Source organism: Marinobacter sp. UBA3604 (assembly GCF_002375325.1).
Classification (GTDB): domain Bacteria; phylum Pseudomonadota; class Gammaproteobacteria; order Pseudomonadales; family Oleiphilaceae; genus Marinobacter; species Marinobacter salarius.
This window is the reverse complement of record NZ_DFMB01000008.1, coordinates 6,606-33,480: the sequence shown is the minus strand read 5'-3', so window position 1 is coordinate 33,480 and position 26,875 is coordinate 6,606. Positions and strand designations below refer to the sequence as shown.

The following is a 26,875-nucleotide window of genomic DNA, read 5'->3' as shown; positions in this document are numbered from 1 at the left end:
TTACTATTTACACAATGATTTTTACTTATTTGCTAACGGCTAACGAACGGGCGATACCATGAGCAACCTGAATAAAGAGCGTGTAACAAGTGTTCGTCACTGGAACGACACACTCTTCAGCTTCACCACCACCCGTGATCCGGGGTTCCGGTTCAAGAATGGCCACTTCACAATGATTGGCCTGGAAACCGATGGTAAGCCGCTGATGCGTGCCTACAGCATCGCCAGTGCCAACTATGAAGAGGAGTTGGAGTTCTTCTCAATCAAGGTTCAGGACGGCCCGCTGACGTCACGTCTGCAGAAAATTGAGGTTGGTGACGAGATCATGGTCAGCCGCAAGCCCACCGGTACCCTGATAATGGACAACCTGCTGCCGGGCAAGAATCTCTGGCTGATCAGCACGGGCACCGGTCTGGCACCTTTTATCAGCATCATCAAGGACCCGGAAGTCTATGAGGCTTTTGATAAAGTCATCGTGACCCATGGCGTTCGCTACAAGTCCGAGCTGGCTTATCAGTCCGAGATCGAGGAGCTGCCGAATAACGAGTTCTTCGGTGAAATGGTGGATGGCAAGCTGCTTTATTATCCTACGGTCACCCGTGAGGATTTCCGTAACACTGGGCGTCTGACCGACGCTATGGAAAACGGCAAGCTGACGAAGGACCTGGACCTTCCGGAATTTGACCTGGAAAATGACCGGTTCATGGTGTGCGGCAGTCCCAGCATGTTGAAAGACACCTGCTCCATCCTCAATAACATGGGGTTCAAGGAAGCACGCCATGGTAACCTCGGCCACTATGTGATCGAGAGGGCCTTCGTGGAGCAGTAAATCCTCCGCGTCGCCAGGGTTGATCCCAATGTCCGCAAAACCCCGAAGTGAGAGCTTCGGGGTTTTTGCATTTTGCGCCAGTCTGAAAGGTGAATTGTGGAATGATTCAGTGGTTATATTTGTCGGTGGCTATCGTTGCGGAGGTCATCGGAACCTCCTTTCTAAAAAGTTCTGAGGGTTTCACCCGTCTGTGGCCGTCGCTGGTTGTGGTGGTGTCCTACATCCTGGCGTTCTACTTCCTGGCGTTGACCCTGAAAACCTTGCCAGTGGGAGTGGCATATGCGGTGTGGGCCGGTGCCGGCGTGGCCTTGATTGCGCTGGCGGGCTACCTGTTCTTTGGGCAGACGCTGGACCTTCCCGCCATCCTCGGCATCGGCCTTATCGTTGCCGGCGTTATGGTAATCAACGTATTCTCAGGCAGTATAGGGTCAACGCATTGAGGCAGAGGTGGATGTTTGAAGAAGGCCATGGTGATTCTGGGTATCGCGCTGCTGGTTGCCGCAATCGCCAGTCTCGCCTCCGATCCGGTACCCATTGAGCAGAAACTGATTTCGATTCAGGCCCGGGAGGCATTGCCCGGTTTTGACGGTATCGGGGACGAGCCTGTTGACGTCCAGGCCGCCATGCTGGACCTGGGGGACGACCCTCTTCTGCTCCTCAAGGCCCAGGCAGCTTTGATGACACACCCTGACATGGCCCGCGCCGTTTTTCCGCTTTATGCGTCCGAGCCGGAATTCCAGGAGGTGTTGCGCACCTATGGAGAAAACGCCCTGCCGCCGATTCACTACTTCCTTCGCCAGCCCATCAGCTCCATTGAATGGATGAACAAGGCTGCCCGTCAGTATGAACGCGCCCGGGACTATATTGCTGAGCTCCGCGGCAAGGACCAGAGCGAACGGACGCCGGAAGAAACGGAGCCTTTGACGCCCGAACAGCGAGGCTGGTACGCAGTGAACTTCATCCGCAACGAGGGCCACGATTTTCTCGGGCAATTCGTGGTGGACGGGAATGGTCAGACCCAATGGGTACAGACCGAGAGGATTACGGAAGGGGTTGCCCAGTTCTTCACCAGCGGCGTGCGACAGTTGGAGGCGGATTATCGAACTGGAGAAGACATCTCCGCCAGTGACATAGGCTGGGCATCGGTGGATGTGTTGGTGTTTGCCAGTGCCGTAAAGGTACTTCGGGCCGGTCGCACGGCGGCAAAGGCGACCCAGGGCGCCAGGCTTTCAACACGCTCGGCGGCATTGGCTGCTCGTATTGCCGGCAGCGGGCGGCTGATTCTCCGCAGCGCCCGCTATGCGAAGTGGCCCCTGATCATTGGCGCTGGCTACCTGGTGGTCGCCCACCCCAGCATCATCAACGACTTTTTTGCCGGGGTGGCCGATGTACTGGGTGTCTCCCCGATGATGGTCCAGCTCGCGGGCTGGTTGCTGATCCTAGTGCCGCTGTTCTATCTGGCAAGCTGGTTACTTTGGCCGGCCATCGCGCTGTTGAAGGGGCTGCTTGCGCTGCTCTACCGGCTTGCTGGCCGCAGGCCCGGTTATTTTTCCGGCCTTCAGTAGAGGGTTCCCACCAAAAGCCCCCCGACCATCAAAACGGCGCCGGTAATCCGGCTAAACGTTTGCGGCCAGGGCACCAGTTTCTCCGCCAGGAAATAGAGCGCAAGCACTGCCATCCAGGCCAGGTTCATCACTCCGCCGACGAACATTAGCAGCATCAGCGCCCAGCAGCAGCCGGTGCAGAAGGCGCCATGGCGGGCTCCCATTGTAAAGGCACCGATTGCGCCGTCGCGCCATTCCGCCATCAGGAAGGTTATGGGTGACTGGCATCTGCTCAAGCAAGCTTGTTTTAGAGAGCTGAACTGGAAAGCCCCAGCGACAACCAGCAGGCAGCCCCCGAGAAGTGGTTCCAGATGCCCCATTGCCGAGGTCATCAGGGTGTTGGCGTGCAATGCCCATTGAGCCACGGCTGCGACCGCGCCGAAGGCGGCCCAGACGGCAAGGTACCCGGCCATGAAAAGCCAGGTTGGTACCGCGGCCTTCTCGAGCTGGCGCCGGCGCTGGTGAACCCGGATATAGGTCATGATCATCGGGGCCGCACCCGGAAGCATCATGGCGGCCATCATCACCATCCACATGACGGTGCCAAGACCGAGGAATGACAGACCTGAACTGGCCGCCATAGTCATTGGCATGGCCATATAGGCCCATGACAATGCGGTCAGGATTCCCAGGGAGGCGCCAATGGCTGCACGCTCCCACGAATGAATCTTAGCCATTGTCAGTTCCATCGAAATCACCTCAGGTGTCTCTCCGTTGTCAGGGGCCGGCGTATTCGAATGGGGAGTAGAGCGCTGTCCGTGCGCTCATATCCAGATCGATGCCGTGATTCCGATGGCGCAAACTCCGTGACTTCGCAACGACCAGTGAGTGGCCCGGAGCGACGGCCAGTGGGTGGTTGTCGATCGTGACCTTGTGTCCATTCTGGCCTTCGATCGCTTTGACATCGGCTTCGTAGGATGAGCCGATGGTCAGATGCCGCCCGCCGTCATCAACGGAAAACCCGATGGGCTGTCTCTCGACAGCAAGAACGTCTCCGATCATGGAGGCCAGCAGTTCCGGGTGGCCGCCGGCCTTGCCGCCGAAGATATTGCCAAGCGCTTCCTGCTGGTGCTCATCGGCGCGTTGGTCGAGGTACAACACAACTTTCCAGTTGCCTTCTGCCATGGGCCCCGGGGCGTTGAGCGCAAGCGCAATGTTCAGATCATCAAGCGCCACCTCGCCGTAAGCTCCTTTCTTGATGTGCCAGCCGACCAGGGCCGAGCAGTCGCCTTCTGTCGGTGGCTCCAGGTAAATGCATGGGCAAGCGCCTTTGCATGTGCAACTTTCAAGATAGTCACCCTGAATTTGCCATTGGGTGCTCATCGTCGCCTCCTTACTCAAATTGAGGGTTGGTGTGCGGTTACTGCTATTGTCAGTTATAGCCCTGAATAGGTGTTTTGAGGTGATGAGGGGATGAGAATATCGTGAGAATGTAGCGGAGGGAGACGATCATGCCGCAACGGATGTCCGACATACTGGCGGCCCGGGCTCACCGGACGTTTGTAGGGCGCGATACAGAGCTTGGCGCTCTGGAAACCATGTTGATGCCAAAGGGGCCGAGGGTGTTACACGTTCACGGTATCGCCGGCATTGGCAAGTCCGCGTTGCTGGCGCGTTTCGCAACGATCGCCCGGGCCGGGGGAGCAACGGTTATCCTGCTTGATTGTCGCCATGTGGAGCCTACTGAGCAGGGTGTGCTCGGGGCGCTCGCGGAGGCCATTGGTGACACAGGATCGCGTGCCGGGGACATCGCTGATCGGTTGGGAGAGCTGGGCGGCGCTGTTGTACTGGCCTTCGATACCTTTGAAGTATTCAGGCTTCTGGATACCTGGTTGAGGCAGGTGTTCATTCCGCTATTGCCCGAAAACGTAAGGGTGGTTCTGGTGGGGCGCCAGCCGCCTACCTCAGCCTGGTACGCGAGCCCGGGATGGGGGTGGTTAATGCGGGCTGTCCCGGTTTCCTCGTTGACCGACACAGAGGCGGAGAACTTCCTGCAGGGCCTGGGCTTGGAGCAGGCGGACATATCCCTGATCGCCCGCTGTACTCATGGCCATCCGTTGGCGTTGAAGCTCGCTGCGGCAGCCGTGAGGGAGGCCTCGCCGGAGCAATGGCCCACCGGTGCGCCCTTGATGAACTCACACGGATTTTTCTTGAGGATGTTGGCGATGAAGTTACCCGGCGGGTGCTTGAGGGGGCGGCCGTTGTCCGCCGGGTAACCCTGTCGCTACTGCAAGCGCTGTTTCCGGATGTGCCGCCCCAGGATGCCTGGGAGAGGCTGCGTCGCTTGCCCATTGTGGTTGGCGCCAGCGATGGTCTGTTGATCCACGATGCGGTGCGAGAGGCCATTGCGCGTTCCCTGCATGCGAGTGATCCGGCGCGCTATCTCGAATACCGCCGTACAGCCTGGCGGCAATTGGCGACAGAGGCGGGCGTTGCCGGTGGCGGTGATCTCTGGCGATACACCGCCGACATGCTGTTCATGATTGAAAACCCAGTGGTGCGGGAAGCGTTCTTCCCGAGTGGTTCCCCCACGTTCGCCGTAGAGCCAGCCCAGGCGGACGATGGACCTGCGCTGGAGGATATTACCCATACCTGGGAGGGAAGTGAGGCCGCCGGAGCTTTGATGGCGTGGTGGCGCCGTTTGCCCCAGGCATTCTCATCGGTCCGGGACGGTGAGGGCCGCATGGTAGGTTTCTACGGCAAGCTCCGTTCGGACGAGCTCCAGCCGGCCTGGCTGCTGGACGATCCGATAGCTGGCCAGTGGTATTCCCATCTCAAACAACATCCCATGCCCCGGGATGCCATTGCCCTGTTTTGCCGCCGCTGGTTGAGCATTGATGACGGAGACTCTCCGGGTGACGTACAGGCAGCGGTTTGGCTGGACCTGAAACGTGCCTACATGGAGCTCAGGCCCAGACTTCGCCGTGTTTACCTGACAGTCCGGGATATGGGCGCCTACGCTGCTGTCGCCAGACGGTTGGGTTTTGAAGTGCTGGAAGATCACACCGTTGTGTTGGATGGCCGACGCTACCATTCTGCCGTGCTCGATTTTGGCCCCGCCTCGGTGGACGGCTGGCTGGCGGACCTTGCCGCTGCGGAGCTTGGCGTTCGGCGTGCGAACGAACTGTTGGACCCGGACGCCCGGGAACTGGTACTCGAAACGGGCAGGGTAGCTCTGACGCCACTGGAATTCGGTGTCATGCGTTACCTGAATGCTCGTGAGGGCAAGGCCGTGTCGCGCAGTGAACTGTTGCGGGATGTATGGGGGACGCGATACGAGGGTGGCAGCAACGTGGTTGACGCGGTGGTTCGCACTTTGCGCAAGAAACTGGGGGATCAGGCTGCCCGGGTCGAAACCGTGTCTGGCGTAGGGTATCGGCTGCGGCCAGGTGGGCAGACTAGCGCAGCCAGTTCCGGAGCTTGATCACCAGAAGTTCTGCGTCGGTCAGTGCCTGCCGGCGTTGCAGCAGTTGCGCCAACACAGCCGGTCGGTCGGTAATGATATTGTCCACCCCCATGTCGATGAAGCGTGACATCGCCTGTGGCGTATTGACCGTCCAGACATGCAGTTCGTTGCCAGCACGGTGGGTGCGAGCCACCGTGGCGGGAGTGACACGGTTCTGTCGCAGGCCCAGTATGTCAAAGTGTTGCTCCCACAGCGGACCAACGATGAATTGTGCCAGCAGGCTGGTTTTCAGCGAAGGCTCCAGTTGTCGCGCTTCGGCCAGGACCCGCCATTCGGCGGCCGCAATCACCGTGTTCTCCACGGCATCCATGCGCTGCAGCATATGGACCACCTCCCTGGTCAGGTCGGGCGTCTCCGGAGCGGGCTTCAGATCGAGGTATAGATGGGCTTGTCCTCTGGTGGTTTCGATGACCTGTTCCAGCGTGGCGATTCGCTCATCGCTGAACGCAGGGCCGAACCACGAACCAGCGTCCCGGGCACGGGCCTCTTCCAGGGTGATATCGGAGATCCTGGCGTTCAGGCCGAAGACACGTCGCATGTCGGTATCGTGCCAAAGCACCGGCACGCCGTCCGCGGTCATGCGGATATCCACTTCAATGTAGTCAGCGCCATCCTCAATGGCTTGTCTTATGGCGCTCATGGTGTTTTCCGGCGCCTTGAAAGCACTGCCACGATGGGCAGTAATGGAAACATCGTCCCGGTGGTCGAAGGATTGCAGGACAAACCAGGCCTGGGTGGCGGCCAGGATGATGATTAAAAGCTCGGCCGACCACGCCAGTGGTGAGGCCCGCCGGGGCAGGGTTTGGGCAGTGCTGTGACGGTGGTGACCCGTTGCCTGTCTATACACGCTGTATATCAGCATGCTGTAGGCCGCCATGCCGGCAAAGGCGGCGGTGAGGGTGAACAGGATATAGAGCGCGATCAGGCCCAGGGTGACGGGCATCAGCACGCCCATTCGCTCCGGCAGGCTCGTTATGATCTCGCCTCCCATTGCCTGGAACAGCCATGTAACCACGATGGGGATCAGCGCCAGGCCGACCAGGCCTGCGATGATTGCGCCCATCACAGGCAGGCGCTGGCCGTGGATATAGCGGCTACTTTGTCTGAGAGCATCGCGCGCACCTCTGCGCTCCAGCAGGAGCAGGGGAACCGATAGTACCCAGCGCAGATAAAGCCAGCCGTTACATACGGCGATTCCCAGCGCTGCGACACCAGATATGCCCAGGAACCACCAGACTTCGGGTGGCCGTTCCAGCTTCAGATAGTAGATGTCGTGGGGTGAGATCAGCCACTGGTAACTCACCACTATGGCCAGCAGGAAAGGCACAGCGATCAGCGCATGGCCGCCCAATTGCAGCAGGGTGAGGGTGAGTAGTTGTTTGAAACGTCGCGCAAGAGCCCACAGCGTCGCAATGGCGATCCGGTATTCGCGGCCTCCGCCGGAGGCGGCAATCCAGGTCATGCCCGCCTGTTGCAGGATTACCAGGAGAGCGGTCAGGGTCGCCGTTGCGCTGATCCATAGTAAGCCGCCAGGGGACACCACAAACTGCACCAGCCCACCAGTGCTGATGGCGGCGTGACCGGTTATCGGCCGAAGCGCTGCCAGGGCGCTGGAAAAGAGCGGCGCAATGGCGGCCAGAACGAGGCCGGTGAAAAACAGATAAAAGACCAACAGCGCCCGGCGATGAACGTGCAGGAATGCCAGAGTGTGCAGTGCAAGAATCTTCATTCAGGTAGCCGTTCCCATATCGAAGTTTCAAGCTCAGGGGTCCTCTGCGGGCTTCATGAGGGCTGCCCTGTTGAACAATGCAGTGCGCTCATCGAACGTCAGGAATGGTTCGGCATTCGTCGCCTCAAGCGTGCCAAACAGTCGCTCCGGATTAAAGCGCCAAGTGGTGCAGTCGGTCATCAGTTCGCTGCAGCTCAGAAGCTGCCCCGATTCCCTCAGGAAATACTTGAGCCCGGTATAGGTGTCCGCCAACAACAGGTCGCGTTGCTGTTTCGGTTGCTTGACCATCAGGCTCCGGCCAATCATGTCGCCGGCCTCTGTCCCGAGCCCCGTTGCATCCAGGATGGTGGGTGGAATATCGATTTGCGCCACAATCTGGTCACGATTGGCGTAATCTTCGAGTGAATCGCTGTCCGGAGGACGTATCGCCAGCACACCAACGTTGCTGTTCAGAGGCACGGATTCATGATCCTTGCGGATGAATCCGCCGGACTCATCCGATGTGATAATGACTAAAGTGTCGTCAAGAATGCCGTCGGACGCCAGGTCGTCAAGAAACCGATTCAAGGCATCTTCCATGGTTCTCATGGCCTTCTTGCGCGCCTCCTGAGGCTCTGGTGTGATGTCCTCGGTGCTCAATTCGTCATCCGGTGGTTGTTGCTCCGGCTCTTTTCCGATTTTAAACGGGTGATGGGTCCCCACGTTCAGCAGGGTGACCATCCACGGGCCGGGCTTCTCATCAAGCTGTCGCAGACGCTTTGCAACGTTGCTGAAATAGATCGGATCAGGTGGCCCCCAACCTTCCACTTCTTCTTCGGGGCTGTTGAAGATCTTTGCGCCGGTGACATCGATAAATCCGGCCTGCGGCATGAACTCACCCTTTTGCATGTAATCCAACGGCGCGGCCTGCCAGTAGGCCGTGTGGTAGCCATGTTCCTTCAGGTGTTTGGGCATGCAGTCCACCACAACCCGGCCTTCAGCTACATCAACCATTTTCCGCGATTGCCGGCGGAAGTCCGGGTATTCGCCACACAGGATGGCAAAGGTGCCGCGATCTGTCTGGCGCTCCATGCTCAGCGAATTCCGGTAGATACGAAATCCATGACGGAGCAGGTTTTCTTCAAGGCTGGCCAGGGTAACGGTTGGGTCGAGATCGTGATAGCGGCTCAGGCTTGGGAAATAACCGCCGGACATGCCCTCAATCATGACCAGCAGCACGTTGGGGTGGTCCCTCACAATGGGGGCGGCAACCTGGTGACGAAAAAAGCTCGCCGTCTGCAGGGTTTTCAGGGCTTTTTCAGACCCGTTGAGGTCCTCGTCTTCCGTGGATAGTGCTGGGGCGAGTGGCCCTATGATCGCCCCTGGTATCTGGGCGAAAAAGCTGGCGACAACGTTGTTTGCGGGCGTTGTAAGGCTCTGGAAAGACACGCCATAGACCGCGGCTACGAGCACCGCAACCACCACCTGCCCGGTCCTGCCTGCCGGCAATGTTTCGGTGTCGAGACGACGGTGCTGCCAATGAAGAATCCAGGCAAGGGAAAGGTAGACGGGAAGCCAGAGCGCGTGAATGTTGATCAGGCTGCCAGTCACAAAGGTTGGATCAACGCCCTTGCCAATCAGTGACAGCTGGAACAGGGTTCCGTGAACGGTAAGGTGCATGCCGGCAACAAACGTTGCGCATCCCAGAACCACGACCAGAATAACCCTCGAAATGCCTCTTGTGATGCACAGCAAAACAGCGAGAACAAACGCACCGGCCAGGTCGCCGGCAATCATTGCCAGCGGATCGGGAACGACACCGCTTTGCAGCACATAGCTCGCCCTGACAACAACCAGCCAGCAGAAAGCCAAAACCAGTGTCTGGCGGAAATGTCTGGCCATGAGCCCAGAGAAAAATGTCATAGTGTGGTCCGGTATCGAGCGGCGATTAAGGTCGTCAGCATAGGCGTGAAAGACCGGGTGCCAAACAAACAGGTTATCGCTACCGGCTGGAGGCTGGCAATGTCGCGGAACGTTTATGAATCACTGGTAATCGGATGGCTGATCATTTTTACCCTGTCAGGGTGCTCCGATGAAATGGATCCCGCGCAGGCAGAAGCGGAATCGACAGGCGTGCAGGACCTAAGCGCACCTACGATTACGCTAAGTGAGGCTGAGCTCGATTGGGTGGGGCAGCAGATTTTTCGTAATGAATGTTCTGCGAAGAAAGCCTGCCTTGTGCACTGGAACGAAGGTGAAGCCTTTCCGTCGCTCGGTATCGGGCATTTTATCTGGTATCCGTCGGCAGTGGAGGGGCGGTTCGTAGAAAGCTTTCCCGCACTGATTCGGTACATGGCCAAGCGTGACGCACCATTGCCCCGCTGGCTCGCACGGCTGGACCCATTTGACGCGCCATGGCCCGACAGAGCCGCTTTTCTCGAGGTGGCAGATTCTGCCCGTGTTGCCGAACTGAGGGAGTTTCTGCTGGCGACCCGGGATCTCCAGGCCGGCTTTATTGTCCAGCGGGCCAGTAGCTCCCTGTTACGTGTCACGCAGGCAGCTCCTGACGCCCAACGAGCACGTGTAAAGCGGCATCTTGAGGAACTGGTCAGTACGTCCGGCGGGGTTTATGCCGTCATTGACTATGTGAACTTCAAGGGGGAGGGGCTGTCCGCCACGGAGCAATACAACGGTGAAGGATGGGGGTTGTTACAGGTCCTTCTTGCCATGAAAGGCGATGACCGGCCGACCCTTGACCGATTCCGAAGCGCAGCCGCCGATGTATTGACCCGTCGGGCCGGGAACGCCGACGCTCCGATCGAACGAGAACGCTGGCTGACGGGCTGGCTCAGTCGTTTGGAAAGCTATCGGGAGCCGGATCATACTTTGGTCTCACCAAAATAATTCGTGAAAACTGGTCCAATTCGCGAACGCCTTCTACTTTATAGGGAAGCGGTTGAGAAATTGCCTGCCCTATGGTCTGTCAGCGCGTGCTGATGTGAGGCATTCGCTGCACAAAGTTGAGGCCTGTAGAGGTTGAAGACAGTATTCGAGGCTGCTTGTTTGATAAAACAAATACTATAAATCAACACGTTGGTATATCTGGCTCGTAAATTGCTCATATTCTGTGCACCTCTAACCAACGGAATTTTGGAGATAAAATAATGAAGAACGCCAAGTCGATTGCCGTCGGCGCAGCCATGCTGTGTGGAGTTTTTACCGCTTCGGTTGCCAGTGCGGCTACGACGCTTGAAAGCGTCAAGGAAAAAGGGCATTTGCAGTGTGGTGTAACCAGTGGTCTTCCGGGGTTTTCACAGCCGGACGACAAAGGTAACTGGACCGGTATAGACGTCGACACCTGTCGTGCCGTAGCCGCTGCGATTTTTGGGGACGCCAAGGCGGTCGAGTTCACGCCTTTGACCGCGAAAGAGCGTTTTACCGCACTCCAGTCGGGTGAAATAGACATGCTGTCCCGTAATACCACGTGGACACTTACCCGGGATGCATCGCTGGGTCTCAACTTCGCCGGTGTTAACTACTACGACGGTCAGGGCTTCCTGGTGAACAAAGGCATCGGCGTGGACGATGCCACACAACTGGACGGTGCGACTGTCTGTATCCAGGCCGGTACAACCACCGAGCTCAACCTGTCGGACTACTTCCGCGCCAAGGGCATGGAATACAAACCCATTGTATTTGATACATCTGAACAGACGGTCCAGGGCTTTGCGTCCGGTCGTTGTGACGTGCTGACCTCAGACCGTTCACAGCTTGCGGCACTTCGCTCCAAACTGTCCGACCCCGATTCGGCCAAGATCCTTCCCAACACCATCTCCAAGGAGCCCCTTGGGCCGGTCGTGCGCCAGGGTGACGACCAGTGGTTCAATATCGTGAAGTGGGTGCTGGCTGTGCAGATCAACGCAGAAGAACTGGGTGTCACCAGCGCTAACGTTGACGACATGCTGAAGTCAGATAACCCGAACATCCAGCGCCTGCTGGGCACTGATGGCGACATGGGAGCCAAGCTTGGTCTGCCGGGTGATTTTGGCGCCAAGATCGTCAAACAGGTCGGCAACTACGGCGAGATGTACGATCGCAACGTAGGCCCGGACACTCCGCTTGGTCTGGAGCGGGGCATCAACGCCCTGTGGACCGAAGGCGGTGTTATGTACGCGCCTCCGGTACGTTAATACCTGAAAGCACCCAGTGGGCGCGCTCCCGTTGGAGCCGCCCACTGACATCTGTGATTCGTTTCGTCGCGGGCTAGCTTTCCGGGAACATGCATGAAAAAACAAACCTTTGATTCCAAACCTGCGGGGCCAAAGCCCTGGTACGACCCGCGGGTTCGCGCTATTTTTTTCCAGGTAGTAGCCATTGCCCTCGTCTTCTGGGGTGGCTGGATTCTTATCGACAATACGCTTTCCAATATGGAAAGCCGTGGCATTAGCACCGGTTTCGGGTTCCTTGATGAATCAGCCGGGTTCGGCATCATCATGAGCCTGGTCCCTTACGACGCCACCATGTCGTACGGTCGAACCTTTTGGGTCGGCCTGACCAATACCCTTCTGGTATCGGCAATGGGTGTGGTGACCGCCACTATCCTCGGTTTCATCATCGGTGTCGCCAGGCTTTCAAGTAACTGGCTGGTTGCCAAAGTCTCTCTGGCTTATATCGAAGTGATCCGCAACATCCCCCTGCTGCTGCAGATTTTCTTCTGGTACTTTGCGGTGCTCAGCAGCCTGCCTTCACCGCGCCAGAGCGTGGACGTCGGCGGAGCTTTTTTCCTCAACAATCGTGGCCTGTATGTGCCGGAGCCGGTGACTCAGGATGGCTTTGGTCTGGTGTGGGGAGGCGTTCTCGCGGCTATTGCAGCCGTCATTGGCATTCGTATATGGGCCAAGAGGCGCCAACTGGCGACCGGAGCGATTTTCCCAACGTTCAAGGTGGGCGTGGGCATTCTGGTTCTGGTTCCGATAGTGTCGTACCTCCTCGCCGGTCAGCCCCTGGAATGGGATTTGCCAGCACTGAAGGGCTTCAATTTCGGTGGTGGCATTTCCATCATTCCGGAACTGGCGGCGCTATGGATTGCCTTGTCCCTGTATACCGCCAGCTTCATCGCGGAAATCGTTCGGTCCGGCATCCTGTCGGTCAGCAAGGGGCAGACTGAGGCATCGAAGGCACTGGGCCTTCCGAATGGTCTTACGCTCAGATTGGTGGTGATTCCCCAGGCGATGCGGGTGATTATCCCGCCGTTGACGAGCCAATATCTCAACCTGGTGAAGAACTCCTCGCTCGCTACGGCCATCGGTTATCCCGATCTGGTCGCGGTGTTCATGGGAACCACGCTGAACCAGACCGGCCAGGCCGTGGAAGTTGTGGCCATTACCATGGCCGTTTATCTCACCATCAGCCTGTTGATCTCCCTGTTTATGAATATCTATAACCGGGCTGTAGCGATTAAGGAGCGATGATGGCTGAGTCAACCATGAAAGCGCCAAAAAGGCGCATTGATCCGGTCCGGTGGGCGCGGGAAAACCTGTTTTCAAGCTGGCACAATACGATTCTGACCCTGTTGGTGGGCTATCTGATCGTGACCAGCGTGGGTCCCTTGCTCAATTGGGTATTGCTGGATGCGAACTTCCAGGGCACCGACCCGAGTGACTGTACCGGAGCGGGAGCCTGCTGGCTGTTTATCAACCAGCGGCTTAATTTCTTTATCTACGGGTTTTACCCCGAGGAATTCCAGTGGCGCGTGGACATCATGTTCGGCCTGCTGGCACTGTCTTTCGCGCCTCAGTTCATTGAACGCTTTCCTGGCCGTAAATGGCTGGGATTGTTCGGCCTGACCGGGCTGCCGATTGTCGGCTACTTCCTGATTCCGGGTGGCGTGTTTGGCCTGGAAGAGGTTCAGAGTTCGAAGTGGGGTGGGCTGATGCTGACGCTGATTCTGGCGTATATCGGCATCATTGCTTCGCTGCCAATCGGCACCTTGCTGGCACTGGGGCGTCGCTCCGAGATGCCGATCATCCGTGGGCTCTGTGTGGTTTTCATCGAAGTGTGGCGAGCAGTCCCGTTGATTACGGTTCTGTTTATGGCCTCGGTGATGCTGCCGTTGTTCCTCCCGGAGGGCATGAACTTCGAGAAACTGGCGCGGGCACTCATCGGTATCACGCTCTGGCAATCGGCTTATATGGCGGAGGTCATTCGCGGCGGCCTGCAGGCGATTCCCCGTGGGCAGTACGAAGCCGCCAGTGCGTTGGGCCTTGGATACTGGAAGAAAATGGGACTGATTATCCTGCCCCAGGCGCTCAAGCTTGTTATTCCCGGCATCGTTAATACGTTTATCTCGTTGTTCAAGGACACAACGCTGGTGCTGATTATCGGGCTATTCGATATTCTCGGCACCGTTCAATCGACGGTTACGGACCCCGCCTGGCAGAACGTGGCCGTGGAGGGGTATGTCTTTGTGGCGTTCTGTTTCTGGGTGTTTTGCTTCGGCATCTCCCGATACAGCCAGAACCTTGAGCGCAAACTAGATACCGGTCACAGAACCTGATGGGTAAACCAATGACAGAACAAACGCAAACTCCTGATACGCAATCGTCACCGTCCTCGGACGTTGGCAAGTCCGATATTATTCGGGTGGAGGGCATGCACAAGTGGTACGGCGATTTCCACGTGCTGAAGGACCTCAACCTGGCGGTTCGCCATGGCGAGCGCATCGTGATATGTGGCCCCTCCGGTTCGGGTAAATCCACGTTCATTCGCTGTATCAACCGGTTAGAGGAACACCAGCAAGGCAAAATCATTGTCGACGACGTGGAACTGACCGACGATGTACGTCAGATCGACAGCGTCCGGCGCGAGGTTGGCATGGTGTTTCAGCATTTCAACCTGTTCCCGCATTTGACGGTGCTCGAGAACTGCTGCCTGTCGCCGATCTGGGTGCGGAAAACGCCGCGCAAGGAAGCTGAGGCTACGGCGATGGAGTATCTGGAACGGGTGAAAATTCCGGACCAGGCCAACAAATTCCCAGGTCAGCTTTCCGGCGGTCAGCAACAGCGGGTGGCTATCGCCAGGGCGCTGTGTATGAAGCCGAAAATCATGCTGTTTGACGAGCCGACGTCCGCGCTGGACCCTGAGATGATCAAGGAGGTGCTGGACGTCATGATTGAGCTGGCGGGCAGTGGCATGACCATGTTGTGCGTTACCCATGAGATGGGCTTCGCCAAGACGGTGGCTGACCGGGTGATTTTCATGGACGGTGGTGAAATCGTTGAAGAGGCGCCGCCCCACGATTTCTTCACCAACCCGCAGGAGCCCAGGACCCAGAAGTTCCTGAAGCAGATCCTGCAGCATTGAACGGCCTGCAACACCTAACGGAAAGAGCCGGGCGTCGCCCGGCTCTTTTTAAAGTGGTTGTTTGGTAAGAACCGGTTCCTTGTCCGGTTCTACCTCCAGCCACCAGACGTTCTCGTCCCAGTCGCCCAGCACAATCCGCTTTGCCGGCTTACCGCCTGCCTCCAGCTCGTGAACAGCCGGACGATGGGTGTGGCCGTGGATCAGTCGTTGCACCCCGTGCGCCTCCATTTCCTTCACCACCTCATCCGCGGTGACGTCCATAATGAACTCTTCCTTGCCCTGGTTCTTGGCCATGCTGATTTCCCGTAATTGACGGGCCATCTGCTGACGTTCGGCCAGGGGTCGTTGGAGAATCATCTGCTGCCATTGCGGGTTGCGCATGTTGGCGCGGAATTTTTGGTACTCCACATCCGCGGTACACAGGCTGTCACCGTGCATTAGCAGGGTAGGCGTGCCGTAAAGATCCACCACCGTTGGGTCATCCAGTAGAGTGGCGCCGATTCGGTTGCAGTAATCTTCGCCAATCAGAAAGTCCCGGTTTCCGTGCATCAGGTACAACCTGGTGCCCGAGTCACTGACCGCGCGCAGTGCCGCCGCAATCTGCTCCTGCAGGGGCGTTCGCTCGTCATCGCCAATCCAGGCTTCGAAAAAGTCGCCGAGAATGTAGAGTTGCTCTACCCCTCGGGCCTTGTCTTCAAGGAATCCCAAAAACGCGTTGGTGATGTCCGGGCGGGACTCTTCCAGGTGTAAATCTGAGATGAACAGCGTGGTCACGCCGCGCCTCCGTCCCCTGTGATTTCGGCTTTCTCGATCACCACATCTTCTGCAGGCACATCCTGATGGCCTGCACGCATAGTGGTACGCACCGCGCGAATGGCATTAACGGTTTCCATGCCTTCCACAACCTTGCCGAAAACGCAGTAGCCCCAGCCTTCGGCATTCTCGGCGGTGTGGTCGAGGAAGCCGTTGTTCTCGACGTTGATGAAGAACTGCGCAGTGGCGGAGTGCGGGTCCATGGTGCGGGCCATGGCAACGGTGCCCTGCATATTGCTGAGGCCGTTGTTGGCTTCGTTTTGAATGGGCTCGCGGGTCTTTCGCGGGGTCATCCCCGGTTCAAAGCCGCCACCCTGAATCATGAAGTTGCTGATGACACGGTGGAAAATCAGCCCGTCATAGAAACCGTCGCGAACGTACTGTTCGAAGTTTTTGGCAGTCTCGGGGGCCTTGTCGTAATCCAGTTCCAGAGTGATGTCACCGTGGGAGGTTTTCAGCAGAATCATCAGGGTTTCCTGTTCAAGTAGGTATTAAAAGCAACGTGGCTGTTATTGTACTGAAGAGTTTGTACGCGTGCATGAGTTAGGCAATGATTTGTGAGTATAATACGCGGTTTCAGATACACACCCTACGATTGAGATTGTATGAGCGCCGAGTCCAAGAAAGCCCATAACTTCATCCAGAGCCTGATCGAAGACGCCGTTGCCAAAGGCGAACACACGGGTAAGGTTGTGACCCGTTTTCCGCCCGAGCCGAATGGTTACCTGCACATCGGCCACGCCAAATCCATTTGCCTGAATTTCGGCATTGCGGAAACCTTTGGCGGAGAATGCACGTTGCGGTTTGATGATACTAATCCGGAAAAGGAATCCCAGGAGTATATTGACTCCATCAAGAAGGATGTTCATTGGCTGGGTTGTGAATGGAGCGGAGAGGTTCGCTACGCTTCGGACTATTTTGACGCCATTTACGACTTTGCCGTTGAGTTGATTGAAAAGGGCAAAGCCTATGTGTGCGCGCTGACTGCCGATCAGATGGCCGAGTACCGGGGTACGCTTAAAGAACCGGGCCAGAACAGCCCCTATCGTGACCGGCCGGTGGAAGAAAACCTTCAGCTGTTCCGCGATATGCGCGCCGGTAAGTATCAGAACGGTGAGCTGGTGCTGCGCGCCAAAATCGATATGGCCTCCCCGAACATCAATCTGCGGGACCCGATTCTGTACCGGATTCGTTATGCCGACCATCACCAGACTGGCGATAAATGGTGCATCTATCCGATGTATGACTTCACCCACCCGATTTCCGACGCCATGGAGGGGATTACGCACTCCCTGTGCACACTGGAATTCGAGGATCATCGCCCGCTCTATGATTGGGTGCTGGACAACATCTCAGCTCCCTGCCAGCCACGGCAGATCGAATTTGCCCGGCTGAATCTCAATTACACCATCACCAGCAAGCGCAAACTCAAGCGTTTGGTGGACGAAGGCTTTGTGGATAGCTGGAATGACCCACGCATGCCCACCATCTCCGGAATGCGCCGCCGTGGTTATACCCCGGATTCCGTCCGTACCTTCTGTGACATGATCGGTGTCAACAAGGCCGGCGGCACTGTGGATATGGGGATGCTGGAGCACGCCATCCGCGAAGACCTGAACACCCGTTCGCCCCGCGCCATGTGCGTAATGCGGCCGTTGAAGGTGACACTGACCAATTACCCGGAAGACAAGACCGAAACCCTGGTGTTGCCGGTTCACCCCCAGAACCCGGACATGGGCGAGCGTGAAGTCACCTGGAGCCAGACCCTGTACATCGACCGGGAAGATTTCGCGGAAGAACCGCCCCGTAAATGGAAACGTCTTGCTCCGGAGCAGGCGGTGCGTCTGCGTGGCGGATACGTCATGACCTGCCGTGAGGTTATCCGTGACGACAGCGGTGAGATTGTTGAACTGAAATGCGAGTACGATCCCAATACCCTCGGCGTTAACCCCGAAGGCTACAAACCGAACGGTGTCGTTCATTGGGTGTCGGCCACTGACAGCGTTGAGACGGATATCAATCAATACGACCGCCTGTTCAACCATGAGTCGCCGGACAGTGATAAAGAGACTGACTTTGTGGACCTGATCAACCCGGAATCTCTGGTGGTCCTCAAAGGCGCCAGAGTAGAGAAGAGTTTGGCCCAGCCCCGTACTGATTTGCCATATCAGTTCGAGCGTGAGGGGTATTTCTTCTGCGATCAGGAGCTGACTGAGGCAGCAGGCCGTCCGGTGTTTAACCGTACCGTGACCCTCAGGGATTCCTGGGGCAAGGGCAAGTAAGTTCGGTGATACATTCATTCAATTATTTAACGAGCGTAGCGTGATTAGAATCTACAACACCCTTAGTCAGCAAAAGGAAGAGTTCCAGCCGATCGAACCAGGAAAGGTTCGCATGTATGTCTGCGGCATGACGGTATATGACTACTGTCATTTGGGGCATGCGCGGGTGTTGGTGGCGTTTGATGTGATCACGCGGTACCTGCGTCACAGCGGCTACGATGTCCAATACGTGCGCAATATCACCGACATCGACGACAAGATCCTGCGCCGGGCTGACGAGAATGGCGAAGTTTATAGCGACCTCACCAAGCGCATGATCAATGCCATGCACGAGGATGAGGCTAAGCTGGGTGTTTTGTCGCCTACAGAGGAGCCGTGTGCGACCGAATACATTAATGACATTGTGGCCATGATCCACAAGCTCGTTTCAGGCGGTCATGCCTATGCTGCCGATAACGGCGACGTCTACTTCTCCGTAGATTCGTACTCCGATTACGGCAAACTCAGCAAGAAAAAGCTTGAAGACCTTGTGGCTGGCGCACGGGTGGATGTTCAGGAAGCCAAGCGCAGCCCGGCGGATTTCGTGCTTTGGAAAGCCGCCAAAGAGGGTGAGGTAAGTTGGCCTTCGCCTTGGGGAGATGGCCGTCCAGGCTGGCATATCGAATGTTCCGCCATGTCTAACCGCTGCCTCGGCGAAACCTTCGACATCCACGGCGGCGGGCCGGATTTGTTGTTCCCGCACCATGAGAACGAAATTGCCCAGTCCGAGTGTGCCAATGGTCACACATTCGTGAACACCTGGATGCACGCCGGCGCTATTCGGGTGAACAAGGAGAAAATGTCCAAGTCCCTGGGCAATTTCTTCACCATCCGTGAGATCTTTGAGAAGTATGCGCCGGAGGTGGTGCGTTACTTCCTGGTGTCCAGTCATTACCGCAGTCAGGTGGATTACTCGGAAGAAAATCTCGCGGAAGCAGGGCGTACGCTCACCCGGCTCTATCATGCCCTGCGTGGTCTGGTGCCGGCCAAGAACGTGGCGGAAACGGAACACGACCAGCGTTTTGCCGAGGCCATGAATGACGACTTCAACACCGCAGGAGCCATTGCGGTTCTTCATGCTGTCGCTAATGAAATCAACCTGGACCGCAGGGAAGGGCGCGGCGAAAAGGCTAACCAGCAAGCGGCAGTGCTTGTAAGGCTCGGGGGTATTCTGGGTTTGTTGCAGCAGGACCCGGAAGCCTACTTCCAGGCCGACACTGGCGGCGAGCTCAGTGCAGACGACATTGAGGCGATGATCCAGGCCCGAGCCGATGCGCGAAAGCAGAAAGATTTCGCCGAGGCGGACCGTATAAGGGATGAGTTGGCCGATAAAGGCATTATCCTGGACGACAGTCGCGAAGGCACCAGCTGGCGCAGGGGATGATGTCAACCAAAGGTCGTGTTGTTGGCGCGGGAATGACCTTGTAGGGAAATTCCCGTACAATACCGCCCTCGAATTATAACGGCCCTGACGGGTAAACCCGTAAAAAGGGCAGGGAATACAGTAACCCACTGAGGCAAACAACGATGACAGAACGCGTACAAGTCGGCGACCTTCAGGTCGCAAAGAACCTGTTCGATTTCGTTAATAACGAAGCAATTCCGGGCACGGGTGTCGACGCTGACAAATTCTGGGCCGAGTTCGACAAGATTGTTCACGAATTGGCTCCCCGCAACAAAGAGCTGCTTGCCAAGCGCGACGACATCCAGGAGAAAATGGACACCTGGAATCGTGACCACAAGGGCCAGAAGCTCGACATGGCCGAGTACAAGTCGTTCCTGAAGGATATCGGCTACCTGGTTGATGAGCCTGGCGACTTCAAAATTTCCACCTCAAATGTGGATCCGGAAGTGGCCACCATGGCAGGTCCCCAGCTTGTGGTTCCGGTGATGAACGCCCGTTTTGCACTGAACGCGGCCAACGCCCGTTGGGGTAGCCTTTACGACGCGCTGTACGGCACCGATGCGATCTCCGAGGAAAACGGCGCCGAAAAAGGCCGTGGCTATAACCCGGTTCGTGGTGCCAAGGTCATTGAATTTGCGCGCAACCTTCTGGACAGTTCCGCTCCGCTGGCTTCTGGCAGCCACAAAGACGCAGCCCGGTATCTGGTTGAGGGTGGCAAGCTGGTGGTCAAGTTGCAGAACGGTGAGTCTACCGGCCTGAAAGACGAGTCCGGCTTTGTGGGTTACACCGGCGCCGCCGATGCACCCACGGGCGTGCTGTTGGTCAAGAATGGCATGCATTTCGAGATTCAGGTCGATGCCAGCCACCCGATCGGGAAGGATGACGGGGCGCATGTAAAAGATGTGCTGATGGAGTCGGCTCTGACCACCATCATGGACTGTGAGGATTCTGTCGCTGCCGTGGATGCGGATGATAAGGCTCTGGCCTACCGCAACTGGTTGGGGCTGATGAAGGGCGATCTGGAAGAAACCTTCGAGAAAGGCGGCCAGCAAACCACCCGCAAGATGCACGGTGATCGTGCCTACACCAAGCCGGAAGGCGGAGAGCTGGTGCTGAAAGGCCGCAGCCTGATGTTTGTGCGTAACGTGGGTCACCTGATGACCAACCCGGCCATCCTGCTGAAAGACGGCAGTGAAGTGCCTGAGGGGTTGATGGACGGCCTCATGACCTCACTGATCGCGATTCACGACCTCAAAGGCACTGGAAAGCTGCAGAACAGCACCACCGGCTCGGTTTACATTGTTAAGCCGAAGATGCACGGGCCTGAAGAAGTGGCGTTTACCAATGAGTTCTTCGGTCGTGTTGAAGATGCGCTTGGTCTGCCGGCCTTCACCCTGAAAGTTGGCATCATGGACGAAGAGCGGCGCACCACCGTTAACCTCAAGTCCTGTATCCATGCCGCCAGGGAGCGTGCCGTATTCATCAATACCGGCTTCCTTGACCGCACTGGTGACGAAATCCACACGTCCATGGAGTTGGGGCCGTTTATCCGCAAGGGGCCGATGAAGCAGGCTGCCTGGATTCAGGCCTACGAGCAGTGGAACGTGGACGTCGGGCTGGAAACCGGTTTCCGAGGTGTTGCCCAGATCGGTAAAGGTATGTGGGCGATGCCGGACCTGATGGCGGGTATGCTGGAAGCCAAGATTGGCCACCCGAAAGCCGGCGCCAATACCGCGTGGGTTCCATCACCAACAGCGGCTACGTTGCACGCCACCCATTATCATCAGGTGAGCGTTGCGGATATCCAGCAAGAGCTGGAAAGCCGCACCCGTGCCAACCTGGATGACATCCTGACCGTGCCTGTAATGGACGACCCGAAATCCCTGTCGGCGGAAGAAATTCAGCAGGAGCTGGACAACAACGCCCAGGGTATTCTTGGTTACGTGGTGCGCTGGATCGACAGCGGTGTCGGTTGCTCCAAGGTTCCCGATATCAATGACGTGGGCCTGATGGAAGACCGCGCTACCCTGCGTATCGCTTCGCAGTTGCTGACTAACTGGCTTTACCATGGCATCTGCACCGAAGAGCAGATCAATGAAACCATGAAGCGCATGGCAGCGGTGGTTGATCGCCAGAATGCGAACGACCCGTCCTACCGTGACATGGCGCCGGAGTTTGAGGGCAGCATTGCCTTCCAGGCCGCCATGGATCTGGTTCTCAAGGGCCGTGAACAGCCAAATGGCTATACCGAGCCGCTTCTGCACGCCTATCGTCTGAAGGCGAAAGAGAAGTACGGTCAGTAATCCGGGCCGGTGATAAAAAACCCCGCGAATGCGGGGTTTTTTATGAGGCCAGATTAATCCTTGTGTAGCTCGTTCGCTGCATAGAGCGTGTTCTGTAGTAGCGTGGCAATAGTCATCGGCCCTACGCCTCCCGGAACCGGGGTGATGTAAGCAGCCCGCTCCGACGCCGCTGCGAAATCCACATCGCCACGCAGCTTGCCGTCTTCCATCCGGTTGATTCCCACATCAATCACCGTTGCTCCGGGCTTGACCCACTCGCCCTTGATCAGTCCTGGCTTTCCGACCGCGGCAATCAGAATGTCCGCTTCCCGCACAAATTTCTCGAGATTGTCGGTAAACCGGTGGCATATTGTGACTGTGGCGCCTTTGAGCAGCAGCTCCATGGTCATCGGGCGGCCGACGATGTTGGATGCGCCGACGATAACCGCGTGCTGGCCCTTGTAAGGGGTGTCTACGCTGTCCAGCAGGGTGATGACGCCTGCGGGCGTGCAGGGTCTCAGGGCCGGTTTGCGCTGCATCAGGCGGCCGATGTTGTAGGGGTGGAAGCCGTCCACATCCTTGTCAGGGCGGATCTTTACCAGAATGGGGTCTGGGTCCATATGGTCGGGCAGGGGAAGCTGCACCAGGATGCCGTCTACGTCAGGGTTCTCGTTGAGCTCGTCAACCAGTGCCTCCAGGGCCTCCTGTGACGTGTCTTCCGGAAGGTCGTAGGAGAGCGACATGATGCCCGCCTCGTCACAGGCCCTGCGTTTGTTGCCTACGTATACGTGCGAGGCCGGGTCATTGCCCACCAGCACCACAGCCAGCCCCGGCGCACGAAGCCCCTGCTGTTTACGGGCCTCGGTTCCTGCCGCAACCTGTTGTCGCACAGAGGCGGCGATATCTTTTCCGTTGATCAGTTTGGCGCTCATGTCTTTGTCTTGTCGGTTGTGCGAAAATAAAGGCGCAGCATTGTCTCATGCTTGGGCTCCGTCGCCAATCGATGGGCGAAAACCCCAAATGCGTGTTGACGGACCGGTTCGGCGCCGGTAATATGCGCGCCAACTTTGCTGAGGTATCTGTTGTTCAGTTTAGACGGGGTATAGCGCAGTCTGGTAGCGCGCCTGCTTTGGGAGCAGGATGTCGGGAGTTCGAATCTCTCTACCCCGACCACTTTCTGGTCAGTCCAGGATATTGAACAGTCAGGTGGGCGAACGGTTTATGCGCTCGTAGCTCAGCTGGATAGAGCATCGGCCTTCTAAGCCGGTGGTCGCAGGTTCTTATCTGTACCTGAGTTTTATGCATCCGCAAAGTTATCCTCCACTTGCGATTTATGTCCCCCTAGCTCAGCTGGATAGAGCATCGGCCTTCTAAGCCGAGGGTCGCAGGTTCGAGTCCTGCGGGGGACGCATTCCTATATAAATCAATGGCTTATAATCTAGCCTGACTCTAGTACTTCCGTTTCACAAGATTTTTCTTCTTTTTCGTTGCTCATTAGTGCATCCAGCACTACGATCCACTCTGTACCTCAGATGGAGTGCATCCGTGGAAAGCAGGGTTCAGACACACCGGTTTCGGCATCATACTGGCTATAAAATAGCCACCTATTTTGATGTGGAGAGCGGCGCGGAATTTTTAGGCCCGCGAGAGTTCCTTGAATATCTATCTGAGTCTGAGGGTTCCGGGCAAGCCACTCTCAACGCAGTTATAAATGACCTACAACTTTTTTTGCGTTATCTATGCGCCTGCTCTGACTTGCAGGTTCAATCTGGTTTGAAGCTCAATGGCTCGGGCCTTTTTTTGAACCGCGTATTGTTTATGTACCCCTCTTTTCTGGCTGAGGGTCATCGTTCTCCCAGCCCATTTGTCAGCGCAGTCGCCCACCATCTTGGTTTTGAAGGTTTGGCCCGATCTTCGACAGGACGTTACTTATCAACCGTTAATAGATTCTTGAAGTTCAACGATAAAGAGTGGATCTCTCAACAAGCTGTCAACGAGCGGTTTGAGGTTGATACTTTTGTTAGCGAGGAGCAACTTATTGAGCAGCTTGGAAAGATGAGATCGCTGAAGAAATCTGAGAAGGCTGCGCTTCTAAGAAAATCTATGCTTGCCGGTTGCATCTCGGGGGGCCCAAAACAAATAACTCGCCCACACTTATCGATGCCTAGACGATTTGGGAGGCCTCAAGATCCTGATTATCGGTTTTACGAGAAATGTTTCCCGATAGATAAAATTTTGGATCTTATTAAGAATGCATCCTCTTATCGAGATATATGCTTGTTCTCGCTAATGGCTGGTACAGGCATACGGACGTCAGAGGCTCTGCAACTGAGATTTGAAGATTTATTGATTGAGGAAGAGCTGGTCCAGATTCTGCCTTACGCAGACCGGATTCAGGTTTATGACGATCTAACTGATTGTCAAATTACTGAACTCGCTTTCAAGGGTCGGACGACCAAGGATGTTTTGTTTTTAAGTCCATTTAAAGAGATCTTTTTCGAATACCTGCTGAACTACATAAGTGAAGAGCGAGATCGTTTTAATCCTTCGCATGATTTCGTTTTCGTTACCATGGCAAATAATGCTCAGGGAAAGACGTGGTTTGATAAAGACTCGACCTCTCATAACAGGACATTTAAAGAGGCTCAGAGGCGCATAGGTATCGAGGCAAAAGAGCTGTACTCATTACATTCGCTTCGGCATTTTTACGGAACCTGGCTTCGGAATTACCAGCCGAACGGAGAGGGGGGCTTTGGGTTCCCGCTGAGCGTTGTAAAGAAACACATGGGGCATAAGTTTGAATCAACTACAGAAGGCTACTCTTTACCGGACACGCGAGTAACGATGAGTAAAATACAGCGAGCCCAAGCGTTGATTAAAAAGAAGGGTTGGGATCTCACTCGCATCAAGAAGATCGCGGATCAATAAGGTATTATTGTGGATTTTGATAAACCATTTATCGTTACCAGAACGGGTTTCAAACAAAACAAAGTGGTTTCGGAAGCGATCGAATTTTTGAAAGTTGAAGAGGTGCCCAGGGAATATCGAAAAGCACACATTCAGCTTTTAACATTTTTTAGAACAACTATTTTTCCAGAAAACGTCGACAAGTTTCATAATCTTGTAAATATTTTTTGTTATGGCCAACGGCCAAAAGATATTTCGGCGCTCAGAGATATCTTGAGTGATTTTTTTTCAGAGTCACTCAGTCATGAAACGTCTACTAAGGTTTGGTCACTCTTTAATGTGCTAGTTTTTCATTTAGCACTTCAAAGAATGATTTTTTTACCGCCTACCCCTTTGTTTGCTGTACCAAGGGCGGGGAGCATTGTGCTCACACCATGGTTCAAGAAACTGCCTGCCGAGATACAGTTTTGGTGTGTCGCGAGCGATAAGCGCTATCTTGAAAAACTTTCTGGTTCGCTTGATTTGAGAATGCAGCAGCTTGCTTGGGAATGGTACAGGGAAAATGAGAGTCACAAGCAGTTTAGCTCCGCAGCTGTTCTTATGCGTCATTATTTTGCCTATCAAGCCGCAACCAAATTCGACCTGTCTTTATTTGTTGAAGTGCAAAGGTTGAACTTGGCCTTAACCGATGTTGCGAGGGGGCCTCAGGCAGCCCTTTGGCTCTATTCTAGGCTGCACGAGGAAGATTACTTAACTCTTTATACCAAGAAACTCAATGATACGGTCGTGAGAATTGGGTCGGTCCCTCAGATTTACCAGCGCGAGATTATAGAGCGCCGGACGAAGGCAGGTCTTTCTGATCCTTATGATTTCAGTCTCAATGCAAAACAACTCGGCGTCGACCACGCGGTGCGGCTAAACCAAAACGCAAAAAGCGGTCGGCTTTACAAGCAAAAGTTTCCTACCATTGTTCGCACAGAATATGGAGATGCAAGATATCGGCCGGGAATTGCACCGATACCTCAAGGGTGCTCAGTTTATGAGCTGGTAAACAAAAAGTTTGTTCGTTTTGACTCGTATTTTTTGACTGACAAGGCACTTGGATCGTTTAGACCTGAGAAATTGTACGAGACATATCCTAAAAGCCTTTGGCTGGCCCATCAAAAAGATTTTTTAGGCGATGGGTACGAAAAAAACACCAAGAAAACTAAGGCTGGGTCGTTAAGAATATTCAACGCATATATATTTTCATATCTCCCATGGTTTAAGGAGAATGTAGAACCTAACCTAAGAGTGCCAGAATGCCTCGAAGACTTTGATCCCAATCTTTTTATTCGGAACACGCATTCGTTTCTGTTGCGTCTTGATCCAAATGCAATTCTGCCCGTTACCTTGCCGACTTTCTTCGAGAAGTGCGCGGATGTTGGTGCTGAAGGCGGTAAAGCTAACGTAAATGCGTTACAGGCAGGCCTAAAAAATATTAGTGCGTTTTTTGATAGCTATATAAATCTTGAAGGTCTTTCTGTACCCAACCCGATGAGTCTTGCCCCAGAAATACGAGGATATTCGTACGCGGAAGCTCAGAAAAAAAAGGTTGATTACGATTATTGGTGGCTTCTGAGAGAATTTTTAATTGCTTTCTCTTATTGCTCTTTACGTGCTCGAAGAGATCTAGTCGAAAAAGAGTTAAGCCGAGAAGCCTGGCGCAAGAAGTTCCGGGAGTACGCTGAAACCGTAGATATATCGTTCGGAAATGTATCGTTAGATCTCTCTGAGCTGGAAGGTCTAGATAATTTTGATCCAAGAACAGTGCACGTGTTTTCAACATTTTTTTGTTTTGTATCCCAATGCGGCATACGCTTCTCAAATGCGTTTTGGCTAGATGCAAGAACGTTTGATGTAAAAGTTGATGCTGAAGCAAAGGACGATGATGAGGTTGAGGTCTGGATTAACACTGATAAATCTAAACTGAAGCCGTTTCAATCCCATGTTAAGTTTTCCGTAATAAAGCTGTTGAGAATGTTGAACGACATCCGAGCCAAGGTTTTCTCTAATGATGCTGTTTTCTATCAGAACTATGAGGAATCAAAGTGGGGAGAAATTGTTCCTCTTTTCAGGTTTTTGGAAAATAAGCATGTGGAGTCGGATGTAGAGTATTTTACGGATGCTCTTACCGAT

The 26,875-nt window shown here is 55.4% G+C and carries 22 protein-coding genes and 2 tRNA genes; 17 read left to right on the top strand and 7 right to left on the bottom strand.

Annotation, left to right across the window (positions count from 1 at the left end; translation table 11 throughout):
* Nucleotides 1–58: 58 nt before the first annotated feature.
* The 3 genes from B2590_RS01555 (at nt 59) to B2590_RS01545 (ending at nt 2,394) form a co-directional block, all read left to right on the top strand.
* The gene (locus B2590_RS01555; protein WP_007154058.1) at nt 59–829 is read left to right on the top strand and encodes a ferredoxin--NADP reductase; all 771 of its coding nucleotides are present in this window, start codon (nt 59–61) and stop codon (nt 827–829) included.
* Between the two features lie 101 nt (nt 830–930).
* Nucleotides 931–1,269 (top strand): DMT family transporter, encoded by a 339-nt coding sequence (locus B2590_RS01550; RefSeq protein ID WP_087148974.1) that lies wholly within the window; start codon nt 931–933, stop codon nt 1,267–1,269.
* Between the two features lie 15 nt (nt 1,270–1,284).
* Nucleotides 1,285–2,394, top strand: coding sequence for a hypothetical protein (locus B2590_RS01545; protein WP_075196053.1), 1,110 nt, complete (start codon nt 1,285–1,287; stop codon nt 2,392–2,394).
* Here the strand turns inward: B2590_RS01545 and B2590_RS01540 are convergent.
* Both B2590_RS01540 and B2590_RS01535 read right to left on the bottom strand, forming a co-directional pair.
* On the bottom strand, nt 2,388–3,110 hold the full coding sequence (locus B2590_RS01540) for a DUF2182 domain-containing protein (protein WP_178380795.1): 723 nt from the start codon (nt 3,108–3,110) through the stop codon (nt 2,388–2,390). The two genes, B2590_RS01545 and B2590_RS01540, sit on opposite strands and share 7 nt — an antisense overlap.
* A 40-nt stretch (nt 3,111–3,150) precedes the next feature.
* The gene (locus B2590_RS01535) at nt 3,151–3,756 is read right to left on the bottom strand and encodes a DUF1326 domain-containing protein (protein WP_075196051.1); all 606 of its coding nucleotides are present in this window, start codon (nt 3,754–3,756) and stop codon (nt 3,151–3,153) included.
* A gap of 128 nt (nt 3,757–3,884) precedes the next feature.
* Here B2590_RS01535 and B2590_RS01530 point away from each other — a divergent pair, with 128 nt between their 5' ends.
* Nucleotides 3,885–4,649, top strand: coding sequence for an ATP-binding protein (locus tag B2590_RS01530; protein WP_218618586.1), 765 nt, complete (start codon nt 3,885–3,887; stop codon nt 4,647–4,649).
* Nucleotides 4,541–5,857 carry a winged helix-turn-helix domain-containing protein gene (locus tag B2590_RS01525; protein WP_218618585.1) on the top strand — a complete coding sequence of 439 codons (1,317 nt, stop codon included), beginning with the start codon at nt 4,541–4,543 and terminating at the stop codon, nt 5,855–5,857. Before B2590_RS01530 ends, B2590_RS01525 begins: the two co-directional genes overlap by 109 nt.
* Here B2590_RS01525 and B2590_RS01520 read toward each other — a convergent pair.
* Together B2590_RS01520 and B2590_RS01515 are read right to left on the bottom strand one after the other, a co-directional pair.
* Nucleotides 5,832–7,628 (bottom strand): glycerophosphodiester phosphodiesterase family protein, encoded by a 1,797-nt coding sequence (locus B2590_RS01520; RefSeq protein ID WP_075196050.1) that lies wholly within the window; start codon nt 7,626–7,628, stop codon nt 5,832–5,834. The two genes, B2590_RS01525 and B2590_RS01520, sit on opposite strands and share 26 nt — an antisense overlap.
* A 33-nt stretch (nt 7,629–7,661) precedes the next feature.
* Nucleotides 7,662–9,530, bottom strand: a complete 1,869-nt coding sequence (locus B2590_RS01515) for an LTA synthase family protein (RefSeq protein ID WP_075196049.1) — start codon at nt 9,528–9,530, stop codon at nt 7,662–7,664.
* 99 nt (nt 9,531–9,629) lie between these two features.
* Between B2590_RS01515 and B2590_RS01510 the strand changes: the two genes are divergently transcribed.
* The 5 genes from B2590_RS01510 to B2590_RS01490 all read left to right on the top strand — a co-directional run bounded on the left by B2590_RS01510 (nt 9,630) and on the right by B2590_RS01490 (nt 14,969).
* A complete protein-coding gene (locus B2590_RS01510; RefSeq protein WP_349678077.1) occupies nt 9,630–10,511 on the top strand; it encodes a hypothetical protein in 882 nt (293 codons plus the stop codon).
* A gap of 260 nt (nt 10,512–10,771) precedes the next feature.
* Nucleotides 10,772–11,797, top strand: a complete 1,026-nt coding sequence (locus tag B2590_RS01505) for an amino acid ABC transporter substrate-binding protein (RefSeq protein WP_036205048.1) — start codon at nt 10,772–10,774, stop codon at nt 11,795–11,797.
* Between the two features lie 93 nt (nt 11,798–11,890).
* The gene (locus B2590_RS01500) at nt 11,891–13,078 is read left to right on the top strand and encodes an amino acid ABC transporter permease (protein WP_085680117.1); all 1,188 of its coding nucleotides are present in this window, start codon (nt 11,891–11,893) and stop codon (nt 13,076–13,078) included.
* A complete protein-coding gene (locus B2590_RS01495; RefSeq protein WP_051946669.1) occupies nt 13,078–14,163 on the top strand; it encodes an amino acid ABC transporter permease in 1,086 nt (361 codons plus the stop codon). The genes B2590_RS01500 and B2590_RS01495 overlap by 1 nt, the downstream gene beginning before the upstream one ends.
* A gap of 95 nt (nt 14,164–14,258) precedes the next feature.
* Nucleotides 14,259–14,969 carry an amino acid ABC transporter ATP-binding protein gene (locus B2590_RS01490; RefSeq protein ID WP_136633129.1) on the top strand — a complete coding sequence of 237 codons (711 nt, stop codon included), beginning with the start codon at nt 14,259–14,261 and terminating at the stop codon, nt 14,967–14,969.
* A 48-nt stretch (nt 14,970–15,017) separates the two neighbouring features.
* Here B2590_RS01490 and B2590_RS01485 read toward each other — a convergent pair whose 3' ends face one another.
* Both B2590_RS01485 and B2590_RS01480 read right to left on the bottom strand, forming a co-directional pair.
* Nucleotides 15,018–15,743: a UDP-2,3-diacylglucosamine diphosphatase gene (locus B2590_RS01485; protein ID WP_199447514.1), complete on the bottom strand. Its 726-nt coding sequence runs from the start codon at nt 15,741–15,743 to the stop codon at nt 15,018–15,020.
* Complete coding sequence (locus B2590_RS01480; RefSeq protein WP_041333789.1) at nt 15,740–16,249, bottom strand: peptidylprolyl isomerase; 510 nt, start codon at nt 16,247–16,249, stop codon at nt 15,740–15,742. The genes B2590_RS01485 and B2590_RS01480 overlap by 4 nt, the downstream gene beginning before the upstream one ends.
* A 138-nt stretch (nt 16,250–16,387) precedes the next feature.
* On the opposite strand from B2590_RS01480, the gene B2590_RS01475 reads away from it, so the two are divergent.
* The 3 genes from B2590_RS01475 (at nt 16,388) to B2590_RS01465 (ending at nt 21,811) form a co-directional block, all read left to right on the top strand.
* Nucleotides 16,388–18,064, top strand: a complete 1,677-nt coding sequence (locus tag B2590_RS01475; RefSeq protein WP_286847809.1) for a glutamine--tRNA ligase/YqeY domain fusion protein — start codon at nt 16,388–16,390, stop codon at nt 18,062–18,064.
* A gap of 40 nt (nt 18,065–18,104) precedes the next feature.
* Nucleotides 18,105–19,487 (top strand): cysteine--tRNA ligase, encoded by a 1,383-nt coding sequence (gene cysS / locus B2590_RS01470; protein ID WP_126812262.1) that lies wholly within the window; start codon nt 18,105–18,107, stop codon nt 19,485–19,487.
* 143 nt (nt 19,488–19,630) lie between these two features.
* On the top strand, nt 19,631–21,811 hold the full coding sequence (locus B2590_RS01465; RefSeq protein WP_286847807.1) for a malate synthase G: 2,181 nt from the start codon (nt 19,631–19,633) through the stop codon (nt 21,809–21,811).
* 53 nt (nt 21,812–21,864) lie between these two features.
* On the opposite strand, the gene folD is transcribed toward B2590_RS01465, so the two are convergent.
* On the bottom strand, nt 21,865–22,722 hold the full coding sequence (gene folD, locus B2590_RS01460) for a bifunctional methylenetetrahydrofolate dehydrogenase/methenyltetrahydrofolate cyclohydrolase FolD (RefSeq protein ID WP_075196075.1): 858 nt from the start codon (nt 22,720–22,722) through the stop codon (nt 21,865–21,867).
* A 164-nt stretch (nt 22,723–22,886) separates the two neighbouring features.
* On the opposite strand from folD, the gene B2590_RS01455 reads away from it, so the two are divergent.
* From B2590_RS01455 to B2590_RS01440, 4 genes are all read left to right on the top strand, one after another.
* Nucleotides 22,887–22,963, top strand: a tRNA-Pro gene (locus B2590_RS01455).
* Between the two features lie 162 nt (nt 22,964–23,125).
* A tRNA-Arg gene (locus tag B2590_RS01450) sits at nt 23,126–23,199 on the top strand.
* Between the two features lie 136 nt (nt 23,200–23,335).
* Nucleotides 23,336–24,718 carry a tyrosine-type recombinase/integrase gene (locus B2590_RS01445; protein WP_286847805.1) on the top strand — a complete coding sequence of 461 codons (1,383 nt, stop codon included), beginning with the start codon at nt 23,336–23,338 and terminating at the stop codon, nt 24,716–24,718.
* A gap of 9 nt (nt 24,719–24,727) precedes the next feature.
* A partial coding sequence (locus B2590_RS01440; protein WP_286847804.1) for a hypothetical protein occupies nt 24,728–26,875 on the top strand: 2,148 nt, incomplete at its 3' end.

Coding starts and splice junctions, on each gene's coding strand:
- B2590_RS01555 (WP_007154058.1), top strand. CDS start 59: ATGAGCAACCTGAATAAAGAGCGTGTAACAAGTGTTCGTCACTGGAAC.
- B2590_RS01550 (WP_087148974.1), top strand. CDS start 931: ATGATTCAGTGGTTATATTTGTCGGTGGCTATCGTTGCGGAGGTCATC.
- B2590_RS01540 (WP_178380795.1), bottom strand. CDS start 3,110: ATGGCTAAGATTCATTCGTGGGAGCGTGCAGCCATTGGCGCCTCCCTG.
- B2590_RS01535 (WP_075196051.1), bottom strand. CDS start 3,756: ATGAGCACCCAATGGCAAATTCAGGGTGACTATCTTGAAAGTTGCACA.
- B2590_RS01530 (WP_218618586.1), top strand. CDS start 3,885: ATGCCGCAACGGATGTCCGACATACTGGCGGCCCGGGCTCACCGGACG.
- B2590_RS01525 (WP_218618585.1), top strand. CDS start 4,541: ATGGCCCACCGGTGCGCCCTTGATGAACTCACACGGATTTTTCTTGAG.
- B2590_RS01520 (WP_075196050.1), bottom strand. CDS start 7,628: ATGAAGATTCTTGCACTGCACACTCTGGCATTCCTGCACGTTCATCGC.
- B2590_RS01515 (WP_075196049.1), bottom strand. CDS start 9,530: ATGACATTTTTCTCTGGGCTCATGGCCAGACATTTCCGCCAGACACTG.
- B2590_RS01510 (WP_349678077.1), top strand. CDS start 9,630: ATGTCGCGGAACGTTTATGAATCACTGGTAATCGGATGGCTGATCATT.
- B2590_RS01505 (WP_036205048.1), top strand. CDS start 10,772: ATGAAGAACGCCAAGTCGATTGCCGTCGGCGCAGCCATGCTGTGTGGA.
- B2590_RS01500 (WP_085680117.1), top strand. CDS start 11,891: ATGAAAAAACAAACCTTTGATTCCAAACCTGCGGGGCCAAAGCCCTGG.
- B2590_RS01495 (WP_051946669.1), top strand. CDS start 13,078: ATGGCTGAGTCAACCATGAAAGCGCCAAAAAGGCGCATTGATCCGGTC.
- B2590_RS01490 (WP_136633129.1), top strand. CDS start 14,259: ATGCACAAGTGGTACGGCGATTTCCACGTGCTGAAGGACCTCAACCTG.
- B2590_RS01480 (WP_041333789.1), bottom strand. CDS start 16,249: ATGATTCTGCTGAAAACCTCCCACGGTGACATCACTCTGGAACTGGAT.
- B2590_RS01475 (WP_286847809.1), top strand. CDS start 16,388: ATGAGCGCCGAGTCCAAGAAAGCCCATAACTTCATCCAGAGCCTGATC.
- B2590_RS01465 (WP_286847807.1), top strand. CDS start 19,631: ATGACAGAACGCGTACAAGTCGGCGACCTTCAGGTCGCAAAGAACCTG.
- folD (WP_075196075.1), bottom strand. CDS start 22,722: ATGAGCGCCAAACTGATCAACGGAAAAGATATCGCCGCCTCTGTGCGA.